Annotated in this window: 17 protein-coding genes; 6 read left to right on the top strand and 11 right to left on the bottom strand. The window is 72.9% G+C overall.

All coding sequences use genetic code 11. The features are described from left to right. From M2302_RS27690 to rsgA, 5 genes are all read right to left on the bottom strand, one after another. On the bottom strand, positions 1–391 hold a 391-nt coding region (locus tag M2302_RS27690; protein ID WP_280840763.1), incomplete at its 3' end, for a C39 family peptidase. A gap of 737 nt (positions 392–1,128) precedes the next feature. Next, positions 1,129–3,063, bottom strand: a complete 1,935-nt coding sequence (gene uvrC, locus M2302_RS27695; protein ID WP_280840764.1) for an excinuclease ABC subunit UvrC — start codon at positions 3,061–3,063, stop codon at positions 1,129–1,131. A 134-nt stretch (positions 3,064–3,197) separates the two neighbouring features. Next, positions 3,198–3,680: a Rieske (2Fe-2S) protein gene (locus tag M2302_RS27700; protein ID WP_280840765.1), complete on the bottom strand. Its 483-nt coding sequence runs from the start codon at positions 3,678–3,680 to the stop codon at positions 3,198–3,200. A gap of 160 nt (positions 3,681–3,840) precedes the next feature. Beyond that, a complete protein-coding gene (gene uvrA / locus M2302_RS27705; protein WP_280840766.1) occupies positions 3,841–6,786 on the bottom strand; it encodes an excinuclease ABC subunit UvrA in 2,946 nt (981 codons plus the stop codon). A gap of 184 nt (positions 6,787–6,970) precedes the next feature. Continuing rightward, a complete protein-coding gene (gene rsgA, locus M2302_RS27710; protein ID WP_280840767.1) occupies positions 6,971–8,050 on the bottom strand; it encodes a ribosome small subunit-dependent GTPase A in 1,080 nt (359 codons plus the stop codon). 181 nt (positions 8,051–8,231) lie between these two features. Here rsgA and M2302_RS27715 point away from each other — a divergent pair, with 181 nt between their 5' ends. Both M2302_RS27715 and M2302_RS27720 read left to right on the top strand, forming a co-directional pair. Next, on the top strand, positions 8,232–8,948 hold the full coding sequence (locus tag M2302_RS27715; RefSeq protein WP_280840768.1) for a maleylpyruvate isomerase family mycothiol-dependent enzyme: 717 nt from the start codon (positions 8,232–8,234) through the stop codon (positions 8,946–8,948). Positions 8,949–8,955: 7 nt separating this feature from the next. Then, positions 8,956–9,609: an MBL fold metallo-hydrolase gene (locus M2302_RS27720; protein WP_280840769.1), complete on the top strand. Its 654-nt coding sequence runs from the start codon at positions 8,956–8,958 to the stop codon at positions 9,607–9,609. Between the two features lie 39 nt (positions 9,610–9,648). Here the strand turns inward: M2302_RS27720 and M2302_RS27725 are convergent, their stop codons facing one another. Further along, entirely contained in the window at positions 9,649–10,272 is a 624-nt protein-coding gene (locus M2302_RS27725; RefSeq protein ID WP_280840770.1) for a VTT domain-containing protein, read from the bottom strand. Positions 10,273–10,372: 100 nt separating this feature from the next. Next, entirely contained in the window at positions 10,373–11,086 is a 714-nt protein-coding gene (locus M2302_RS27730; RefSeq protein WP_280840771.1) for a 50S ribosomal protein L11 methyltransferase, read from the bottom strand. Positions 11,087–11,241: 155 nt separating this feature from the next. Between M2302_RS27730 and M2302_RS27735 the strand changes: the two genes are divergently transcribed. Next, positions 11,242–11,445 (top strand): cold-shock protein, encoded by a 204-nt coding sequence (locus tag M2302_RS27735; protein ID WP_088961229.1) that lies wholly within the window; start codon positions 11,242–11,244, stop codon positions 11,443–11,445. Between the two features lie 88 nt (positions 11,446–11,533). Here the strand turns inward: M2302_RS27735 and M2302_RS27740 are convergent, their stop codons facing one another. Together M2302_RS27740 and M2302_RS27745 are read right to left on the bottom strand one after the other, a co-directional pair. Continuing rightward, positions 11,534–12,418, bottom strand: a complete 885-nt coding sequence (locus M2302_RS27740; protein ID WP_280840772.1) for a hypothetical protein — start codon at positions 12,416–12,418, stop codon at positions 11,534–11,536. A 321-nt stretch (positions 12,419–12,739) separates the two neighbouring features. Beyond that, a complete protein-coding gene (locus tag M2302_RS27745; protein WP_280840805.1) occupies positions 12,740–13,246 on the bottom strand; it encodes a MarR family transcriptional regulator in 507 nt (168 codons plus the stop codon). Between the two features lie 174 nt (positions 13,247–13,420). Between M2302_RS27745 and M2302_RS27750 the strand changes: the two genes are divergently transcribed. Then, positions 13,421–15,547, top strand: a complete 2,127-nt coding sequence (locus M2302_RS27750; protein ID WP_280840773.1) for an efflux RND transporter permease subunit — start codon at positions 13,421–13,423, stop codon at positions 15,545–15,547. A 72-nt stretch (positions 15,548–15,619) separates the two neighbouring features. Here the strand turns inward: M2302_RS27750 and M2302_RS27755 are convergent, their stop codons facing one another. Further along, positions 15,620–16,978 (bottom strand): DedA family protein, encoded by a 1,359-nt coding sequence (locus M2302_RS27755; RefSeq protein WP_280840774.1) that lies wholly within the window; start codon positions 16,976–16,978, stop codon positions 15,620–15,622. A 134-nt stretch (positions 16,979–17,112) separates the two neighbouring features. Here M2302_RS27755 and typA point away from each other — a divergent pair, with 134 nt between their 5' ends. After that, positions 17,113–18,981 carry a translational GTPase TypA gene (gene typA, locus M2302_RS27760; RefSeq protein WP_280840775.1) on the top strand — a complete coding sequence of 623 codons (1,869 nt, stop codon included), beginning with the start codon at positions 17,113–17,115 and terminating at the stop codon, positions 18,979–18,981. A gap of 82 nt (positions 18,982–19,063) precedes the next feature. Here the strand turns inward: typA and M2302_RS27765 are convergent, their stop codons facing one another. Continuing rightward, a complete protein-coding gene (locus tag M2302_RS27765; protein ID WP_280840776.1) occupies positions 19,064–19,735 on the bottom strand; it encodes a methyltransferase domain-containing protein in 672 nt (223 codons plus the stop codon). 71 nt (positions 19,736–19,806) lie between these two features. Here M2302_RS27765 and M2302_RS27770 point away from each other — a divergent pair, with 71 nt between their 5' ends. Continuing rightward, the gene (locus M2302_RS27770; protein ID WP_280840777.1) at positions 19,807–20,673 is read left to right on the top strand and encodes a class A beta-lactamase-related serine hydrolase; all 867 of its coding nucleotides are present in this window, start codon (positions 19,807–19,809) and stop codon (positions 20,671–20,673) included. Positions 20,674–20,678: the final 5 nt, after the last annotated feature.

The following is a 20,678-nucleotide window of genomic DNA, read 5'->3' on the forward strand; positions in this document are numbered from 1 at the left end:
TGTCGCGGATCTCCACCGACCGGTAGGCGTCCTTGGTGCCGGTTTCCTTGTTCAGGACGGGGGTGATGTCGTTGATGCTGTTGGTGCCGGCCTCGGTGGTGCCCATTTCCTTGGCCATGGCGTCGACGTCAATGTTCTTGCCCTGCACGGACAGGGCGTTGCGGGTGGCGGCGGGGCCGCAGTAGTAGAAGTTGGGCTGGGCCTCGTAGCGCACGTTGAGTTCCCGCTCGCCGTGCGACTTACGGTCGCTGCCACGGTCGGCCTGCATGGAGGCGGTGGGGGCGTGGGTGGGGGCGGCGTGCGCGGCGAGGGCCGGGCCGGCGATCCCACCGGCGGTCGCGGCGACACCAGCGAAGGTCAGGGCGGTCTTGCGGATCAGATCGGTACGCATGAGGGTGCACCTTTCGATCGGGGGATACGCAACCGTCGTCGGGGGACGGCGATGCGTGAAAGGAAGTCAAAGAAGGGGGATGCCCGGCGGCCGCACAAGGGGCTCTGCTCGGGTGTCCGGGGGGATGTAACCAACCCGGGGCGGCCGGCATTCCGCCAGGCCTGACTCTCCGGTTCACCAGTCCGGGCCGGGGGCCACGGCGGTCTGCCATGTACAACGACCCCGCCCCGCCGACCATTCCACCGGCCCAGTGACTCCGAACCCGGCGTGGCGGGTCAAACCGGACAGCTGGCCGGCGAACACCCGAGGTAACCCGGACATTCGGAGTCGAACAGGCGAAGCGGGACGGCGACCCGAGGCATAAGAGGATCGAGCGATATGCCTGTGAGGCATAAAAATGACTCAGCGGCATATCGCTCATGTGGCAAGTGAGGGGCGGACACAGCCTGTAGCCCGCCCCCCGCGCCGACCGGGACCCCGCGCCCAAGCCGGCCACGCAGGCGGCCCGGTCGCCCGCCAAGCCCGCAGACCGCCCGGCTTCTGCTGGCCGGCCGCGAGCGCAACGTTCCCCACCAATCAGCGGCGTTGCTGCGGGTGGTGGAACCTCACGCGCGCCGCGAGCCCGGCAGCCACCCCGGCCGGGGCGCCGCGCTCAGCCGGCGAACAGCCGACCGGCGGCCACCCGGCCGGGACGGCGCGCTCAGCCGGCGAACAGCCGAAAGGAAGCTGACGGCAGGTCAGCGACCCGCCTTGGTGCCCTCGTCCAGGGCGGCCAGGATCGCCTCGGCGGTCCGCTTCCCCACCCCGGGCACCTCGGTGATCTCCTCCACGCTCGCGGCGGAGAGCCGCTTGAGCGAGCCGAAGTGCCGCAGCAGCGCCTTGCGGCGTACCTCACCGAGGCCGGGGACGTTGTCCAGCGCGGATTCGGTCATCCGCTTGGAGCGACGCTGCCGGTGGAAGGTGATGGCGAAGCGGTGCGCCTCGTCGCGAACGCGTTGCAGCAGGTAGAGCCCCTCGGAGGTGCGCGGGAGGATGACCGGGAACTCGTCGTCGGGCAACCAGACCTCCTCCAGCCGCTTGGCCAGGCCGCAGAGCGCCACGTCGTCGATACCCAGCTCGGCCAGCGCCTGGGCGGCCGCCGCCACCTGCGGTGCGCCGCCGTCGACCACCACCAGCTGCGGCGGGTACGCGAACCGGCGCGGCCGCCCGGTGGTCGGGTCGATGCCGGGCCGGTCCGGGTCGGAAGCGGTCTCCTCGCCGATCTCGCCGCTCTCGGCCCGGGCGTCGAGGTAGCGGGCGAAGCGGCGGCGCAGCACCTCGGACATCGCGGAGAGGTCGTCGGTGGCGCCCCGGACGATGAAGTGGCGATATTCGCTCTTGCGGGGCAGCCCGTCCTCGAAGACGACCATGCTGGCCACCACATCGGTGCCCTGGATCTGCGAGACGTCGAAGCACTCGATGCGCAGCGGGGACGTCCGCATGCCGAGCGCCTCGCTGATCTCGTCGAGCGCCTTGCCGCGGGTGGTCAGGTCGCCGGCCCGGCGCAGCTTGTGCCGGGCGAGCGCGTCCTTCGCGTTGCGCTCGACCGTCTCCATGAGCGACTTCTTGTCGCCGCGCTGGGGCACCCGCAGCGACACCCGGCTGCCCCGGTGGCTGGAGAGCCAGTCGGCCAGCGCGTCGGCGTCGGCCGGCAGCTCGGGGACCAGCAACTCGCGGGGCACGTCCGCCTCGCCGTGCTCGCCGCCGTACACCTGGGTGCAGAAGTGGTGCACCAGGTCGCCGGTGCTCAGCTCCTCGGTCTTCTCCACCACCCAGCCGCGCTGGCCGCGCACCCGCCCGTCGCGGACGTGGAAGACCTGCACGGCGGCTTCCAGCGGGTCGTCGGCGAAGGCCACCACGTCGGCGTCGGTGCCGTCACCGAGCACCACGGTCTGCTTCTCCATGGCCCGGCGCAGCGCGGCGACGTCGTCACGCAGCCGCGCGGCCCGCTCGAACTCCAGCTGTTCGCTGGCCTCGGTCATCTCCCGTTCCAGCTTGCGCACCATCGTGTCGGTGCGGCCGGCCATGAAGTCGCAGAAGCCGTTGACGATGTCGCGGTGCTCGTCGGCGGAGACGCTGCCGACGCAGGGCGCGGAGCACTTGCCGATGTAGCCCAGCAGGCAGGGCCGGCCCACCTGGCCGGCCCGCTTGAACACCCCGGAGGAGCAGGTCCGCGCCGGGAAGACGCGCAGCAGCAGGTCGAGGGTCTCGCGGATCGCCCAGGCGTGCGAGTACGGCCCGAAGTAGCGCACCCCCTTGCGCTTGGCGCCGCGCATCACCTGCAGGCGGGGGTACTCCTCGTCGAGGGTGACCGCCAGGTACGGGTACGACTTGTCGTCGCGGTAGCGGACGTTGAACCGGGGGTCGTACTGCTTGATCCAGGTGAACTCCTGCTGGAGCGCCTCGACCTCGGTGGCGACGGTGATCCAGTCCACCGACTCGGCGGTGAAGACCATCTGCCGGGTGCGCTGGTGCAGATTGACCGGGTCGGCGAAGTACGAGTTGAGCCGGCTGCGCAGGTTCCTCGCCTTGCCGACGTAGATCACCCGGCCGGTGCCGTCACGGAAGCGGTAGACCCCCGGTGACTCCGGGATGGTGCCGGGTGCGGGACGGTAGGTCGAGGGGTCAGCCACCCCTCAAGACTAATCCGCACCCCCGACACGCTCCCCCGACCCGCGGGGGCGCTCCCCCGCCGCCCGGCCGGTGGATCATGAGGCCGGCATCGCCGACCTCATGATCACGCAGGCCCGCTGCCGGCGGCGGCGGTTCAGGCCAGGCTGATCTGGTCGCCCTGGACCTTGAGCGGCTTCGGCGCGAGCGGCTTGGTGGCCGGGCCCTGCTTGGCCGAGCCGTCGGTGATGGAGAACTTGCTGTTGTGGCAGGTGCAGTTGATGGTGCCGCCGTCGACGTTCGACACCGGGCAGCCCTGGTGGGTGCAGATCGGGTCGAAGCCCTTGAACTGCCCCGGCTCCGGCTGGGTGATCACGACGCCCTGGGCGGCGTAGACCTGCCCGCCACCGACCGGGATGTCGCTGGTCGTCGCCAGCGAGGACGAGCCCTCGCGGTCGCCGCCCTCCGCGTCGCCGGCGGTGGCGCCCGGTCCGCCGCTGGTCGGCGCGGTGGTCCCGGCCCCGGAGTCGTCGCCTCCGCAGGCGGTCAGGAGGACCGACGCCCCCACCGCGCCGGCGCCCGCGAGCAGGGCCCGCCGCGTCTGCGTACCGGGTCCGGTCAACACCTGGTCGTCACTCATCTCCGGCCTTTCTCTCGACTGCCGCCGCCGGTCGTCGACCTCGCGGCCCTCACCTCGGCACACGCAACACTGTGCCGGACGGTTCAATCCGGTCGACCCGCGGCTCGCCGGGAACGGGACGGGCGGGCCGGTTTCCCGACCCGCCCCGCCGTACCGTCGCTCAGCGCGCCGCGGCCGGCACCTTCCGGGTACGCGACTTCGTGGCGCTGCCGTTGGCCTTGGCCGCCCGGCTGGTCGCCGCCTTGGCGCCCTTGGCCTCGCCGTCGAGCTTGAGCACCTGGCGCAGGAACTGACCGGTGTGGCTCTCGGCCACCTCGGCGACCTCCTCCGGGGTGCCGGTGGCCAGCACCGTGCCGCCCCGGTGGCCGCCCTCCGGACCCATGTCGATCAGCCAGTCGGCCGTCTTGATCACGTCGAGGTTGTGCTCGATGGTGATCACCGTGTTGCCCTTGTCGACCAGGCCCTCCAGCACCATCAGCAGCTTGCGGATGTCCTCGAAGTGCAGGCCGGTGGTCGGCTCGTCGAGCACGTAGACCGTCCGCCCGGTGGAGCGCTTCTGCAGCTCGGAGGCGAGCTTGACCCGCTGCGCCTCACCGCCGGAGAGCGTCGGCGCCGGCTGGCCGAGCCGGACGTAGCCCAGGCCGACGTCGACCAGCGTCTTGAGGTGCCGGTGGATGGCCGGGATGGCGGAGAAGAACTCCGCCGCCTCCTCGATCGGCATCTCCAGCACGTCGGAGACGGTCTTGCCCTTGTAGTGCACCTCCAGCGTCTCCCGGTTGTACCGGGCGCCCTTGCAGACCTCGCAGGGGACGTAGACGTCCGGCAGGAAGTTCATCTCGATCTTGATGGTGCCGTCGCCGGAGCACGCCTCGCAGCGGCCGCCCTTGACGTTGAACGAGAACCGGCCCGGGCCGTACCCCCGGACCTTGGCCTCGGTGGTCTCGGCGAAGAGCTTGCGGACGTGGTCCCAGACGCCGGTGTAGGTGGCCGGGTTGGAGCGCGGCGTCCGGCCGATCGGCGACTGGTCGACGCCGACGACCTTGTCCACGTGCTCCAGGCCGCTGACCCGGGTGTGCCGGCCCGGCACCAGCCGGGCGCCGTTGATCTGGTTGGCCAGCACCGCGTAGAGGATGTCGTTGACCAGCGTCGACTTGCCGGAGCCGCTGACCCCGGTGACCGCGATGAGCTGGCCCAGCGGGAAGGAGACGGTGAGGTTGCGCAGGTTGTGCTCGCGCGCGCCGTGCACCACCAGCTCCCGCTCCGGCATCTGCGGGCGGCGCTGCCGGGGCGTCGGGATCGACCTGCGCCCCGACAGGTACGCCCCGGTGACCGAGTCCGGGTTCTCCAGCAGCGCCGGCACCGAGCCGCTGTGCACGATCTCGCCGCCGTGCTCGCCGGCGCCCGGGCCGATGTCGACGATCCAGTCGGCGACCCGGATGGTGTCCTCGTCGTGCTCCACCACGATCAGCGTGTTGCCCAGGCCGCGCAGCCGCAGCAGCGTCTCGATCAGCCGGTGGTTGTCCCGCTGGTGCAGGCCGATGGAGGGCTCGTCGAGCACATAGAGCACGCCGACCAGGCCGGAGCCGATCTGGGTGGCGAGCCGGATGCGCTGCGCCTCGCCGCCGGAGAGGGTGCCGGCCGGGCGGTCCAGGGAGAGGTAGTCCAGACCGACGTCGAGCAGGAACTTCAGCCGGGCGTTGATCTCCTTGAGCACCCGCTCGGCGATCATCTTCTGCCGGTCGGTCAGCTCGATGCCGGCGAGCAGCTCGGCCGCCTCGCCGACGGACAGGTTGCAGACCTCGGCGATGCTCTTGCCGGCCAGGGTGACCGCGAGCACCTCGGGCTTGAGCCGGGCGCCGCCGCAGGCCGCGCAGGGCACGTCCCGCATGTAGCCCTCGTACTTGTCCCGCGACCACTCCGACTCGGTGTCGGTGTGCCGGCGCTCGATCCACTGCACCACGCCCTCGAAGCCGGTGTAGTAGGAGCGCTCGCGGCCGTACTTGTTGCGGTAGCGCACGTGCACCTGGTCGTCGGAGCCGTGCAGGATCGTCTTCTGCGCCCGCGACGGCAGCGCCCGCCAGGGCGTGTCGACGTCGAAGTGCTGGCTCTCGCCGAGCGCCTCCAGCAGGCGGAGGAAGTATTCGAGGTTGTGCCCGGTGGCCCAGGGCTGGATCGCGCCCTCGCGCAGGGTGCGCTCCGGGTCGGGGACGACCAGCTCGGGGTCGACCTCCTTCTTGGTGCCCAGGCCGGTGCACTCCGGGCAGGCGCCGTACGGCGCGTTGAAGGAGAAGACCCGGGGCTCCAGGTCCTCGATCGCCAGCGGGTGGTCGTTGGGGCAGGCCAGGTGCTCGGAGTAGCGGCGCTCCCGGTCGGGGTCGTCCTCGGCCAGGTCGACGAAGTCGAGCAGCACCAGGCCGCCGGAGAGGCCCAGGGCGGCCTCGATCGAGTCGGTGAGCCGCTGCTTGGCGCCGGCCTTGACGCTGAGCCGGTCGATCACCACCTCGATGGTGTGCTTCTCCTGCTTCTTGAGCTTGGGCGGCTCGGTCAGCGGGTGCACCACGCCGTCGACCCGGGCCCGGGCGTAGCCCTTGGCCTGGAGCTCGGCGAAGAGGTCGACGTACTCGCCCTTGCGGCCGCGCACCACCGGCGCGAGCACCATGAAGCGGGTGCCCTCGGCCATGCCGAGGACCCGGTCGACGATCTGCTGCGGGGTCTGCCGGGAGATCCGCTCCCCGCAGACCGGGCAGTGCGGCTCGCCGATGCGGGCGAAGAGCAGCCGGAGGTAGTCGTAGACCTCGGTGATGGTGCCGACGGTGGAGCGGGGGTTGCGCGAGGTCGACTTCTGGTCGATGGAGACCGCGGGGCTCAGGCCCTCGATGAAGTCGACGTCGGGCTTGTCCATCTGGCCGAGGAACTGCCGGGCGTACGACGACAGCGACTCGACGTACCGGCGCTGGCCCTCGGCGAAGATGGTGTCGAAGGCCAGGCTCGACTTGCCGGAGCCGGAGAGCCCGGTGAAGACGATCAGGGCGTCCCGGGGCAGGTCGAGACTGACGTCACGCAGATTGTGCTCGCGCGCGCCACGGATGATCAGTCGGTCGGCCACTGTCCGTGTACTCCCGGGTGAAGAAAGTGAGGCGGATCTGTCCGCTCGGAGCGTGATCTGAGCGGTTTACGGGCGCAGAAATGACGCCTCGGCAACTCTAGCCCCGAGGTACGACAACTTTCCGCGCCCGCACATTCCCCCAGCTCACACGGTCGGGCCGGGATAACCCACGCCGAGGCGGGGCTCAGAATCCGCCCGGTGACGCCGGTGGTGCCGGACGCGCCGTCCGCCGGCGGCCACCCCGCCACCCGCCGCGCCGCTCGGCCGCCAGCCGGGTCTCCCGGCGGCGGCTCTCGTACGCCACCTCCCGCTGCAACCGGCTCCAGCTCTCCCAGCGCCGCGCGGGCAGCTCCCCGGTCTCCAGCGCCTCCCGCACCGCGCAGGCCGGCTCGGCCTCGTGCCCGCAGTCGGCGTACCGGCAGCCGGTGGCCAGCTCCGCGATGTCGGAGAAGGCACGGTCCAGCCCGGCGGAGCCGTCCAGCAGGCCCACCGCCCGTACCCCCGGGGTGTCCAGCACCGCGCCGCCGCCCGGAACCGGCACCAGCGCCCGCCAGGTGGTGGTGTGCCGGCCCTTGCCGTCCACCCGGCGGATCGCCTGGGTCGGCATGACCGCGGCCCCGGCCAGCGCGTTGACCAGGCTCGACTTGCCGGCCCCGGAGGGACCGAGCAGGCCGAGCGTCAGCCCGGGGGCGACGAACGGACGCAGCGGCTCCAGCCCGGTGCCCCGCTCGGCGCTGACCGGCAGCACCGGCACCCCCGGCGCCACCGAGGCGAGCTGCCGGGCCACGGCCGCCGGATCGGCGGCCAGGTCGACCTTGGTGAGCACGACCACGGGCCGCGCCCCGGACTCGTGGGCCAGGGAGAGCAGCCGCTCGATGCGGGCGACGTCCGGTTCCGGGTGCACCGGCTCGACGACCGCGGCGGCGTCGAGGTTGGCGGCGAGCACCTGCCCGCTGGCGTCCTTGCCGGCGGTCCGGCGCACCAGCGCGGTGCGGCGCGGCAGCACCGTCTCGACGGTGACCGGGCCGTCCGGCCAGGTGGCGAGGAGCACCCAGTCGCCGGCGCAGGGCAGGGCGGTCAGGTCGCGGGCCGCGGCGGCGAGCACCGCCGGGCCGAGGCTGGCGCGGACGGGTCCGTCCGCGCAGAGCACGGTGCAGACCCCGCGGTCGACCCGGGCCACCCGGCCCGGTCGGCGGTCGGGGCGCCGTCGTGCGTACGCCGCCCGGTCGGCGTCCAGGCCGAGGGCGGTCAGATCGATGGTCATGGCATCCTCATCGGAGTCGGAACTGGTCGTGGTGGTACACGCGTGCTGCTGCTACCGGCATGGCCACCACCTCTCCTCCGATGTCCGGGTGCGTGTTCGATGCCGACGGTAGGTGCCGCGGCGACGCACCGAAAGCGATTTCCCCGGCGACGGGCCGGCCCGGTACCGCTAGGGTCGGTGCGTGACCACTGATCCGCTTCTGCTGACCGGTGAGGTGGACGACGCCACGGCCCGGCTCCTGCGCGCCGCGGCCGCTCTCGACGACGCGGACGTCGCGGCGCCCTCGCTGCTGCCCGGCTGGACCCGCGGGCACGTCCTGGCGCACCTCGCCCGCAACGCCGACGGCTTCGTCAACCTGCTGACCGCCGCCCGTACCGGCGAGCCCATCCCGATGTACGCCAGCCCGGAGGCCCGCGCCGCCGACATCGAGGCCGGCGCGTCCCGGCCACCGGGCGCCCACCTGGACGACCTGCGCCACTCCACCGAACGGTTCGCCGAGGCGGTCGCGGCCATGCCCGTCGAGGCGTGGTCGGCGACGGTGCAGACCCGGCGCGGCCCCTGGAAGGCCGCGATGCTGGTCTGGGGGCGGCTGCGCGAGATCGAGGTCCACCACGTGGACCTCGACATGGGTTACCGGGCGGCCGACTGGCCGGCGGCGTTCGCCCACCACCTGCTGCACGAGGTGGGCGGCGGCCTGGCCGCCCGCACCGACGTCCCGGCGATGGTGCTGCGCTTCGACGGCAGCCGACACGAGCGGGTCGTCGGTGAACGCGAGGCCGCGCCGCTGGTCAACGGCCCGGTCGCCGAGCTGGCCGCCTGGCTGATCGGGCGCAGCCGCGGCGAGGCGCTGACCGTCACCCCCGACGGACCCCTGCCGACTCCACCGGAATGGATATAGACACGTCATGAGCTACACCGGAGACGTCACCGCCGGCGGCCCGCCCGCCGTGCGGGAGCTCGACCGGCTCACCGTCACGAAGCTGTCGGTGGGCCCGATGGACAACAACGCGTACCTGCTGCGCTGCAAGGGCACCGGCGAGCAGGTGCTCGTCGACGCGGCGAACGAGGCCCCGCGGCTGCTCGACCTGGTCGGCGACAGCGGGTTGGCCGCGGTGGTCACCACGCACCGGCACATGGACCACTGGGTCGCGCTGGAGGAGGTCGTCGCGAAGACCGGCGCCCGCGCCCTGGTGCACGCCGACGACGCCGAGGGGCTGCCGATCGAGGCGGAACGACTCGCCGACGGCGACACCGTGCCGGTCGGCGACTGCGCCCTGGAGGTGATCCACGTCCGGGGGCACACGCCGGGCTCCATCGCGCTGCTCTACCGCGACCCGGCCGGCACCCCGCACCTGTTCACCGGGGACAGTCTCTTCCCGGGCGGGGTCGGCAACACCAACCAGGATCCGGAGCGCTTCGGCCAGCTCATCGACGACGTGGAGCAGAAGCTCTTCGACCGGCTGCCGGACGAGACCTGGTTCTACCCGGGGCACGGCAAGGACAGCACCCTCGGGGCGGAGCGCCCGTCGCTGCCGCAGTGGCGGGCCCGCGGCTGGTGAGGCGTCCGGCGCCGGTCCAGCCCGGCTGGCCGGCGCCGGTCAGCCCGGCTGGCCGGCGCCGGTCAGGGCGCGCAGCCGGCGCCGGGTGCCCAGCAGCACCACGCCGGCCAGCGCCAGGCCGACCGCCATGGTGACCAGCATCGGGCTGCTCTCCCCCGGCAGCAGCCCGGCCAGCGACCGGGACGCGGTGCCCAGCGCCAGGTAGAGGCCGGCCCAGAGCGCGGCGCCCGCCGTCGCGCAGGCCACGAACCTCCGGTACGACATCCGCAGCCCGCCCGCGGCCAGCGGCAGCAGCGCGTTGAACACCGGCAGGAAGGGCGCGACCAGCACCATCCGCCCGCCGCCGGAGCGCAGGATCCCCTCGGCCGCGGCCCAGCGGGCCTCGCCGATCCAGCCGCCGACCCGGCTGTGCCGCAGCCGCTCGCCGTACACCCGGCCGGCGAGGAAGCTCAGCGACCAGCCGGCGACGCAGCCCACCACCACCGCGGCGACGGTGGCCGCGCCGGTCGCCGGTCGGCCCACCCCCACCGCCGCGAGAACCGCGACGTCGCCGGGGACCAGCACCCCGAGCAGCGGTACGGCGTCGGCGAGCATGACCAGCCCCAGCGCCCCCATCAGCAGGGTGGTGGGCAGCTCCCCGACCTGGGCCAACGTATCCAGCATGGCCATGACGCTATGAGCCGCGGGCGATCCGCACATCGGGTCCGGTCCCCCACCCCGCCCTGAACCCCGGCTCGGGGTCACCCCTGAGCCGGCCGTCGGGTCAGCGCGGCCGGAGCACCTGCACCCGGCGTACCGGCGAGTCGACGTACGGCTCGGTGGTGGGCACCGGATAGCTGGCCACGACCTCCAGGGCCTCGGCCGGCAGGTGCCCCCGGTCGGGGTCGCCGACCAGCACCACCGCCCCGGCGGCGGCGGCCCGACGCAGGAACGGCAGCACCCGTCCGGCCAGCCCCGCGTCGTAGAGCACGTCGCCGGCGAGCAGCAGGTCCACCCCGGTAGCGTCGCCGTCGAGCAGGTCGCCCTCGGTGGCCGTGACCGCCACCCCGTTGGCCCGGGCGTTGACCGTCACCGCCGCCACCGCCCACGGGTCGACGTCGTTGGCGACGACCTCGGACGCGCCGGCCAGCGCGGCGGCGATGGCCACCAGACCGGAGCCGGCGGCCAGGTCGAGCACCCGGCGTCCGGCGGCCAACTCGGGGTGGTCGAGCAGGTACCGGGCGAGCCCCTGCCCGCCGGGCCAGGCCGACGCCCAGTACGGCGGCGGGAGGGTGCGGCCCGCCGCCGCCTCCATCCGGGCCCACCAGACGATGGCGTCCTCGGCGAGGTGCAGCCACACCTCCGGCACGAACGGCGTGGGCACCAGCCGCAGCCGGTCCAGCCCGTCGCCCGGCGCGTCGATCTCGCGCGCCAGGACGCTCAACGCCGCCGTGCTGGGTCCGCCCACCGGTCGAGCATGCCGGAGCCGACCGGGCATCGCGCGGCTTTCGCGTCCGACTCGCGATTTTTCCGTTTGCCGCCATGCGGCACTTCAGCCAGCGAACGGGGGGTTCGCCGGTTACTCTCGGGGAAGTACAGGGCGATCATCCGCCGACGCGCGGGTGCTCACCCGTCTTGAACAGGGAGAGATGCATGGCAACCGGCACGGTCAAGTGGTTCAACTCGGAAAAGGGCTTCGGCTTCATCGAGCAGGACGGCGGAGGCCCGGACGTCTTCGTCCACTACTCGGCCATCGCCTCCAGCGGCTACCGCGAACTGAACGAGGGCCAGAAGGTCGAGTTCGAGGTGACCCAGGGGCAGAAGGGTCCGCAGGCGGACAACGTTCGTCCGCTGTAGTTCCGTGCCGGTGGCGGCGGTCGGGTCGGCCGCCGCCACTGCGCGTCCCCCGGACCGGTCCGACGCGGCCGGCCGGTGTCCGGCCTGCTCAAGCGACCATGCGTCGGGCGAGCTCGTCGGCGACCTGTTTGGCGATGGTCGGCGGGATCGCCGCGGCGATCTTCTCCGGCGTGAGGCCGGCCAGGACACCCTGGACGATCGCCGCCTCGTCGGTGAAGTCCTTGTTGCCGAGCGCGGTCAGCGCCGTCTGCAGCGCGGTGAGTTGCGCGCCGAGCGACTTCAGGGTCGGGTGCTGGACGACGAACGCGGGGTCCGTGTGGTCCTCGCCCAGCGCCATCCGGGTGTAGATCTGGCCGACCGGGTTACGTCCGTCCAGCACGGTCAGGTTGCGGTGGACGGTCTGCAGCCAGTTGTGCTCTTCGGGGGTCATGTCGTCGTCCTCCAGGAGTCCGATGGTGGTGAGATAGCGCCGGAACAGCGGTCGCTGGTCCCGGTTCGCCTTCGTGGAGTCGCGGAAGTAGCTGAAGTGGGTGTGGTACAGGTGCGAGTCGTCGCCGCTGCTGCGCCTGCCCAGCCGGTCCCACCGGCGGACGACGTTCCCGTCCGGTGAGTAGATGATTTCGCGCAGGTCGCGGCTGTCCGGCGTGTTCGCCACGCACTGGGCGACACACCAGGTGGAGAACGTGTACAGGTTGTGCGTCCGGCCGCCGGAGCGGACCTCGAAGATGCCGACGTCCATCGCGGAGGCGTGCAGGGTGAGCCCGGTCGAGTCCCGGGTGGACTCGACCACCGAGTAGTCGTTGGTCACCACCCGGTCGGAGCCACAGTGGTAGCCGCCACGATGTGCGGGATCGCCGACGATGCCGACCTCACCGGGTTCGAGGTCGTCGTCGCGAGACGTGTCGGGGTCGATGTTGAGGTTGTCGAGCAACAGGCGGCGGGCGGCCAGCAGATTGGCCGGAGCCGTTGTCATGGGATCCCCCTTCCATAGGGTCAGGGGCCGGGCACGACAGTGACACCGCGTGGCGGTGTACGGATGCGGGAGCGAGCCCGACCGGAGATGCACTTCGTCGGGCGTTGGCTGAACGATAACTGGACGAACGGACAAACGCCCAGCTCAAATGGCTTCTCTTCAGATGGGACGAAGCTGTGAGCCGGCTGGGACCACGGGCCGTGGGACGCGGCGCCACCCGCGCCGCCGCCCCCGATGAGCCGAAGTCCACAACGGAGAGTGACCGGCACGCCGGACGGGTGCGTGCAACCCTTGACCGAAAAGCCTCGCCCGGGCGCCGGGTCAGCTCGTCGGGCGGCGGGCCGACTCGGCCCGGACCGCGTCCCGGTGCGCCCGCATCGAGTCGACCATCGTCGCCATGAAACGGTGCACGGTCTCCAGCTCCTCGTCGCTGAAGCGGGCCATCACCTCGTCGGTGCGCCGGCCGAGCGGGCCGAAGAAACTCATCGCCAGCGCGGCGCCCTGGTCGGCGTAGTGCAGGAAGACCTTGCGCCGATCGGCCGTGTCCCGGTCGCGGCGGATGTGCCCGGCCCGCTCCAGCCGGTCGATCAGTGCGGTCACCGAGCCGGAGGAGAGGTTGAGCTGCTCTCCCAGCCGCCCGGGGGTGATCGGGTCGCCGGTCAGTTCCGCGTCCATGACGGCGATCAGGGCGTGCAGGTCGGTGGGGTTGAGCCCGTGCAGGCCGGCGAACGCGTGCCCGATGTGCTGCGCGTCCACCGAGTACCGCCGCAGGTCGTTGGTGATCTCGGCGACCAGCTGACTGCGTCGGTCGTCCCGCCGTCGATACATGCCGTGCGCTGCCACGTCTGGTCGTTCCCCCTGTCGGACCGCCGCCCGGGTGCAGCATAGAGCAGCCCTCGACAATCTCGCTTGTCAAGATACTCGACGGCTTGCACTGATGCTCTCGCTCGACAAGACTCTTGACAGCCAAGATTTTAAGTCGAAGGACCGTGAGGGCATCCGATGTCTGTGTTCACCCGCGTCGCCCGCGGCCGGCTGGCCGCCTGGCTCACCGTGGTAGCCGCGCTCGTCGTCGGCGCGGCGGTCTTCGGGCTGCCCAAGCCCGCCAATCCCGACCCGGTCTCCGCCACCGGCCTGTCCGTCGAGTGGCAGTCGACCCAGGTCGAGCGCCTGCAGGACCAACTGCCCTCCAGCGACACCCAGCCGGCGATCGTGGTGCTCAGCCGCGTCGACGGCGGGGCGCTCACCGAGGCCGACCGCGCCGCGCTGACCGCCCGCTCGGGCGAACTGGCCCGGTTGGCCGTCGGCGGCCGGATCAGCCCGCCGCAGGTCGCCCCGGACGGCACGGTGGCGCTGGTCGCCGTACCGCTGTCCACCGCCGGTGGTCAGGAACAGGTCGGGCAGACGGTGGACCAGCTCCGCGCCGCCCTGGACGGCCTGCCCGACGGGCTCGCCGTGCAGGTGACCGGCGGGCCGGCCTTCACCGCCGATCTCACCAAGGTCTTCGAGGGCGCCGACACCACGCTGCTCCTGGTCACCGCCGCCGTGGTCACGCTGCTGCTGCTGATCACCTACCGCAGCCCGTTCCTGTGGATCGTGCCGCTGGTCGTCGTCGCGGCGACCGAGCAGCTCACCCTGCGCGCCCTCGACACGATCGTCCCGGCGCTCGGCATCAACATGCCCGGCGGTGCCGTCACCGGCATCGCCAGCGTGCTGGTCTTCGGCGCCGCCACCGACTACGCGCTGCTGATCATCGCGCGGTACCGCGAAGAACTGCGTCGCGAGGAGGACCGCTTCGTCGCCATGCGCGCCGCCCTGCGCCGCACCGCCGAGCCGATCCTGGCCAGCGGCATCACCGTGGTCCTGGGCGTGCTCACCCTGCTGCTCTCCGAGCAGGAGCTCAACCGGGCCCTCGCGGTGGCCTGCGCCACCGGTGTGGTCTTCGCCATGCTCTCCGCGCTCTTCGTCCTCCCCGCCGCGCTGGTGATCTTCGGCCGGGGGCTGTTCTGGCCGTTCGTCCCGCGGGCCGGCAGCGCGGCGTGGGAGGGCCGGCTGTGGGGCCGGCTCGGCGCCGCCGTCGTCCGTCGGCCGGCACCGGTCGCCCTGCTCGCCACGCTGCTGCTCGCCGGCCTGGCGCTCGGTGGGCTCGGCATCCGCACCGGCCTGTCCGAGACCGAGCAGTTCCGGGTGAAGCCCGAGGCCGTCGCCGGCGCCGAGACGCTGGCGAAGGCGTTCCCGGCCGGAACAACCCAGCCGGTCGCCGTGCTCACCACTCCCTCGGCCGCACCGGCCGTCACGGCCGCCGCGGCGGCCGTCCCCGGCGTGGCCTCCGCCCGGCCCGGCGAGGCGGGCGCCGGCATCGCCCAGGTCGACGTCGTGCTGGCGGCCGAGCCGGGCACCACCGCCTCCGACCGGGCGATCGAGGCGCTGCGGGACGCGGTCGCCGCGGTCCCCCACTCCGGCCCGCCGGCGGTCGACGGCGCGGACGGGTTCTCCGGGGCGGTGGTCGGCGGTCCGGTGGCCGCCACCTACGACTCGACCGAGGCCGACGGGAAGGACCTGCGGCTGATCCTGCCGATCATCCTGCTGCTCGTCGGCGCCGTGCTGGTGCTGCTGCTGCGGGGCCTGGTCGCCCCGGTGCTGCTGGTGCTCACCGTCATCGCGTCGTTCTTCGCCAGCCTCGGCGCGGCGTGGCTGCTCTTCGACCACGTCCTCGGGTTCCCGGCGCTGGACAGCGGGGTCCTGCTGATCGCGTTCGTGTTCCTGGTGGCGCTCGGCGTGGACTACAACATCTTCCTGGTCACCCGGGCCCGGGAGGACGCCCGCAGCGCGGGCACCCGGGACGGCATGCTCTCCGCGCTCCGGGTCACCGGCGGGGTCATCACCAGCGCCGGCATCCTGCTCGCCGCGGTCTTCGCCGTCCTCGGCGTCCTGCCTCTGATCACGCTGACCCAGGTCGGGATCATCGTCTGCATCGGTGTGCTGCTCGACACCCTGCTGGTGCGCACGGTCCTCGTCCCGGCGCTGGCCTTCCTGCTGGGCGACCGGTTCTGGGCGCCGGGCCGCATCCACCGCGATCCCGCGCCCGACGCGCCGGCGCAGCCGGAGCCCGTCGCCGCACGGCACTGACCGTTTCCGAGGCCGGGGCGGGTCGCGCCCCGGCCCCCGCCGCTTCCCCGCTGACGCGGGAGTGGGGCCCGGCTATCGGGACGGTGGGGCGCCGGTGGCGCGTACCGCCCGGTCCCGGGTGGCCCAGGCGACCACGAACACCGCCGTCCAGGCCACCCCGAGCAGCACCGAGGTAACCGTCCCGCTGGCCGTGCTCCAGCCCAGGTAGAGACGGGCCCCGCCGAGCACGGCGATGCCGGCTGCCGCCGCCGTCCAGGCGGCCACCGCCATCGGCCAGCGGGCGTCGCGGGAGACCAGCCAGGCGAGCGTGCAGAGGCTCGCGGCGACCACCGCGTTCTGCGTCGGGAACATGACAGCCGCCCGGGCCGACGGGGTGGCGTCGGCGACCACCGCCAGCACCACCAGCGGCAGGAAGGCCCCGACCGTGCCGAAGACGCTCAGCAGGTCCGCCCGCCAGGGCCGGTGCCGCCAGGCGAGCACCCCGGCCACCACCGCCACCAGCACGATCAGGAACGACCCCCGCAGCACGGAGACCGTCGTCAGGGCGGCCTGCATCGCGCCCGGGGTGCGGCGGTGGGCGAACCAGTCCGCGATCGCGCCGTCGACCACGGCCAGCCCGCTGAAACGGACCACCGCCTCCAGCAGCCAGGCGACGGCGAGCCCGGCCGCCGACAGCAGCAGCAGGCCGGCGCCGAGGTTGAGCAGCAACGCCCAGCCCGGCCCGAGGTGCATGGCGATCAGGAAGAAGAGGATGCCGTACCGGCCGGTGACCCAACGCACAGGCGGCAGGGCGGCGGCCCGGCCCAGCAGCGCCCGCGCCGGGTCGGGATGGCGTCCCAGCCACCGCCCGGCCAGCACGATCGCGGCCAGCACGGCCAGCAGCACCAGCACCACCCCGGTGGCCCGGCCCAGCAGCCGGGAGACCGTCTCGTACGACTCGCCGGCCAGGTAGCCCAGCAGCACCGAGCCGCCCACCCAGGTCGTCACCCCGGCCAGGTTCCACGGCGCGAACCGCCGGTACGGCAGGCCGGCCGCACCGGCCAGCCGGGGCACCAGGGTCCGGGCGAAGGCGATCCACCGGGCCGCGAACACCCCCCGCCCGCCCAGCCGGCCCAGCAGCGCGTCGGCCCGGGCCCACCGCTCGGATCCCACCCGGGTGCCCAGCCCGCTGGCGCGCAGCCGGGGGCCGTACCGGCGGCCGGACCGGAAGGCGAGTGTGTCTCCCATCACCGCCGCACCTGTCATGACGAGCAGCGCGGGAACAAGCCGAAGCGTCCCCGCGTAGGCTAAGAAGCCGACCAGCAACAGGGTCGCCTCGCCCGGCACCAGCAGACCGAAGATCACCGCGGTCTCCCCCGCGACGATTGTCGCGGCGATCACATAGATCAGCAGGGACGGCAGGCCCTGCAGCGAGGTCAGCAGGTCATGCATCCGGTCCCCATGAACACGGGGGCCAGCATGCCAGCCGCGCGAATGGTCGGAACAGCAGTTCCGGCAGAGATCCGGGCCATCTGGGGGTGACCCCGACACGTGCCCCGGCAACCGTAGACAGGAGTATGGAGGGTATGCAGCTTCGCACCGACCTCCGCAACGTCGCCATCATCGCCCACGTCGACCACGGCAAGACGACCTTGGTCGACGCCATGTTGCGGCAGGCCGGCGCCTACGGCGCCCGCGGCGAGGTAACCGAGCGGGTCATGGACTCGATGGACCTCGAACGGGAAAAGGGCATCACCATCCTCGCCAAGAACACCGGCGTGCGGTACATGCCGGCGGACGGCTCCGACCCGGTCACCATCAACATCATCGACACCCCCGGCCACGCCGACTTCGGCGGCGAGGTGGAGCGCGGCCTCACCATGGTCGACGGGGTCGTCCTGCTGGTCGACGCCAGCGAGGGCCCGCTGCCGCAGACCCGGTTCGTGCTCCGCAAGGCGCTCAAGGCCCGCATGCCGATCATCCTGGTGATCAACAAGGTGGACCGCCCGGACGCCCGGATCAAGGAGGTCGTGGACGACACCTACGAGCTCTTCCTGGACCTGGACGCCGACGAGGAGCAGATCGACTTCCCGATCGTCTACGCCTGCGCCCGCGACGGCATCGCCTCGCTGACCCAGCCGGCCGACGGCTCGGTGCCGGACGACAGCAGCTCCCTGGAGCCGCTGTTCCGCACCCTGCTGGACACCATCCCGGCGCCCGTGTACGAGGAGGGTGCGCCGCTGCAGGCGCACGTCACCAACCTCGACGCCTCCCCGTTCCTCGGCCGGCTGGCGCTGTGCCGGGTCCGGCAGGGCACCATCCGCAAGGGCGAGTCGGTCTCCTGGTGCCGCACCGACGGCAGCACCCAGCGGGTGCGCATCTCCGAGCTGCTGATGACCGAGGGCCTGGAGCGCAAGCCGGCCGACTCGGCCGGCCCGGGCGACATCATCGCGGTCGCCGGCATCCCGGAGATCATGATCGGTGAGACGCTGGCCGACGCGGAGAACCCGACCCCGCTGCCCCTGATCACCGTCGACGAGCCGGCCATCTCGATGACCATCGGCACCAACACCTCGCCGCTGGTCGGCCGGGTCAAGGGCGCCAAGGTCACCGCCCGGATGGTCAAGGACCGGCTCGACAAGGAGCTGGTCGGCAACGTCTCGCTGCGGGTGCTGCCGACCGAGCGGCCGGACGCCTGGGAGGTGCAGGGCCGTGGTGAGCTGGCGCTGGCCATCCTGGTCGAGCAGATGCGCCGGGAGAACTACGAGCTGACCGTCGGCAAGCCCCAGGTCGTCACCAAGGAGATCGACGGCAAGACCTGCGAGCCGGTCGAGCGCCTGACCATCGACGCCCCGGAGGAGTACCTCGGCGCGATCACCCAGCTGCTGGCCACCCGCAAGGGTCGGATGGAGCAGCTGGTCAACCACGGCACCGGCTGGATCCGGATGGAGTGGCTGGTCCCGGCGCGCGGCCTGATCGGCTTCCGCACCGAGTTCCTCACCGACACTCGGGGCACCGGCATCCTGCACCACGTGTTCGAGTCGTACGAGCCGTGGTTCGGCGAGCTGCGGACCCGGCAGAACGGTTCGCTGGTCGCGGACCGGGCCGGCGCCGTCACCTCGTTCGCCATGATCAACCTTCAGGAGCGCGGACAGCTCTTCGTCGAGCCGACCACCGAGGTGTACGAGGGCATGATCGTCGGGGAGAACTCCCGCTCCGACGACATGGACGTCAACATCACCAAGGAGAAGAAGCTCACCAACATGCGGGCGTCGACCTCCGACGAGACCGAGAAGCTGATCCCGCCGCGCAAGCTCTCCCTGGAGCAGGCGCTGGAGTTCTGCCGCGAGGACGAGTGCGTCGAGGTCACTCCGAGCGCGGTCCGGATCCGCAAGGTCGTGCTGGACCAGCAGCTGCGCGGCCGGGCCGCCGCCCGCCGCAAGCACGCCGGCTGACCCACCGCCCGGCACACCACCGGAGCCCGGACCGCCCCTGCGGTCCGGGCTCCGCCCGTTCCCGTTCCACACCGGCCGTCGGTCACGACCGGACCGGTTTGACGGCGAGCAGGGCGAAGAGGTCCGGCACCGGGCCGGACCCGGACTCGGTGGTCCGGGTCAGCGTGAGGCCGGCGGCGGTGACCGCGTTGAGCAGGTCGGCCAGGGGTACGTGCCAGGCGCCGACCCGGGCCCGCACCCCGTGCGTCGACCAGACCCGGAAGCTGCGTTCCCGCTCGGCGTAGCCGCCGTCGACGACGACCCGCCCGGGGTCGGACCGGTCGGCGAACGGGCCGACGAAGCACGGGTGCACGCCGACGTGGACGAAGCGCCCGCCGGGCGCCAGCACCCGGGCCGCCTCGGCGATCACCGCCGGGTAGTCGGGCACGTCGGTGTGGGCGAGCACGCAGGCCACCGCCGGCAGTGCCGAGTCGGCGACCGGCAGCGCGGCGGCGTCGCCCCGGGTCACCGGCAGCCGGGCGCGGGCGTGCCGGAGCTGCCCGCCGGAGAGGTCGACGCCGACCGGCTCCCAGCCCGACCGGCGCAGCTCGGCGGCGTGCGCGCCGGTGCCGCAGCACAGGTCGAGGCAGCGGCCGGGGCCGGGGCCGAGCAGGTCGGCGAGCTGCCGGCGGACCCGCGTCATGTAGTCGGCGGCGGTGTCGGAGGCGAACTGTTCGTACCAGTCGGCGTGGGCGTCGTACGCGGCAACCGTCATGTCGGCACGGTAGGCGCCCGGGCCGGGGTCGCGCTGTCCCGCGCCGGGGATGATCGGCTACGGTCACCGGCATGACCTGGGATGATCTCGACGCGCGGCTGGAGCGGGTGCCCGGCACCGTCTCGGCGTACGTGGGGCGGCTGGGCGCGGCGCCGACCTGGACCCGCCGGCCCGACGCCACCCACTACGCGGCCAGCACGATGAAGGTCGCGGTGCTGCTCGCGCTGCACCGGGCCGCCGAGGCGGGCGAGCTGGACCTGGACGAGCCGATCTCGGTGGTCAACGGGTTCGACTCGGCGCAGCCCGGGACGCGCCGCTTCTCCTGCGCCCAGCACTACGACAACGACGACGCGGTGTGGGAGCGGGTGGGCGGGAGCGCCCCGCTGCGCTGGCTCGCCGACCGGATGATCACCCGGTCCAGCAACCTGGCCACGAACATCGTGCTCGGCCGGGTGGGCCTGCCGGCGGTGGCCCGCGCCTGGGCGCTGGCCGGGGCCCGGCACAGCGTCACCGGCCGGGGCATCGAGGACTTCGCCGCCCGGGACGCGGGCATCACCAACCTGGTCACCGCCGCCGACCTCGCGGCGCTGCTCGGCGGGCTGGTCACCGGGGCCGCCCGCCCGGGGCCGCTGGCCTCCCCGGCGGCCTGCGCGGCGATGACGGACGTGCTGCTGGCCCAGGAACACCGCGAGGACCTGGCCGCCGGGCTGCCCGAGGGCACCCGGATCGCGCACAAGAACGGCTGGGTACGGGGCGTCCGGCACGCCGCCGGCGTGGTCCTGCCGGACGACGCCCCGCCGTACGTGATCGTCGTCTGCACCACCACCGACCTCGCCGACGGCGGCGCGACCGGCGAGGAGGTCGAGGACGACGCCTGCCGGCTGATCGCGGAGGTCTCGGCGGCGGTCTGGGCGGCTCGGCACGACCTGGCCGGCTGACCCCG

This window comes from Micromonospora sp. A200 (genome assembly GCF_029893845.1).
In the GTDB taxonomy this organism is placed as follows: Bacteria; Actinomycetota; Actinomycetes; order Mycobacteriales; family Micromonosporaceae; genus Micromonospora; species Micromonospora purpureochromogenes.

Excerpts from the sequence above, each read along its gene's own strand:
- M2302_RS27755 (WP_280840774.1), bottom strand. The coding sequence starts at position 16,978 with ATGCATGACCTGCTGACCTCGCTGCAGGGCCTGCCGTCCCTGCTGATC.
- M2302_RS27700 (WP_280840765.1), bottom strand. The coding sequence starts at position 3,680 with ATGAGTGACGACCAGGTGTTGACCGGACCCGGTACGCAGACGCGGCGG.
- M2302_RS27725 (WP_280840770.1), bottom strand. The coding sequence starts at position 10,272 with ATGCTGGATACGTTGGCCCAGGTCGGGGAGCTGCCCACCACCCTGCTG.
- M2302_RS27745 (WP_280840805.1), bottom strand. The coding sequence starts at position 13,246 with ATGTATCGACGGCGGGACGACCGACGCAGTCAGCTGGTCGCCGAGATC.
- M2302_RS27720 (WP_280840769.1), top strand. The coding sequence starts at position 8,956 with ATGAGCTACACCGGAGACGTCACCGCCGGCGGCCCGCCCGCCGTGCGG.
- M2302_RS27765 (WP_280840776.1), bottom strand. The coding sequence starts at position 19,735 with ATGACGGTTGCCGCGTACGACGCCCACGCCGACTGGTACGAACAGTTC.
- M2302_RS27730 (WP_280840771.1), bottom strand. The coding sequence starts at position 11,086 with ATGCCCGGTCGGCTCCGGCATGCTCGACCGGTGGGCGGACCCAGCACG.
- M2302_RS27770 (WP_280840777.1), top strand. The coding sequence starts at position 19,807 with ATGACCTGGGATGATCTCGACGCGCGGCTGGAGCGGGTGCCCGGCACC.
- typA (WP_280840775.1), top strand. The coding sequence starts at position 17,113 with ATGCAGCTTCGCACCGACCTCCGCAACGTCGCCATCATCGCCCACGTC.
- M2302_RS27740 (WP_280840772.1), bottom strand. The coding sequence starts at position 12,418 with ATGACAACGGCTCCGGCCAATCTGCTGGCCGCCCGCCGCCTGTTGCTC.
- M2302_RS27750 (WP_280840773.1), top strand. The coding sequence starts at position 13,421 with ATGTCTGTGTTCACCCGCGTCGCCCGCGGCCGGCTGGCCGCCTGGCTC.
- rsgA (WP_280840767.1), bottom strand. The coding sequence starts at position 8,050 with ATGACCATCGATCTGACCGCCCTCGGCCTGGACGCCGACCGGGCGGCG.
- M2302_RS27735 (WP_088961229.1), top strand. The coding sequence starts at position 11,242 with ATGGCAACCGGCACGGTCAAGTGGTTCAACTCGGAAAAGGGCTTCGGC.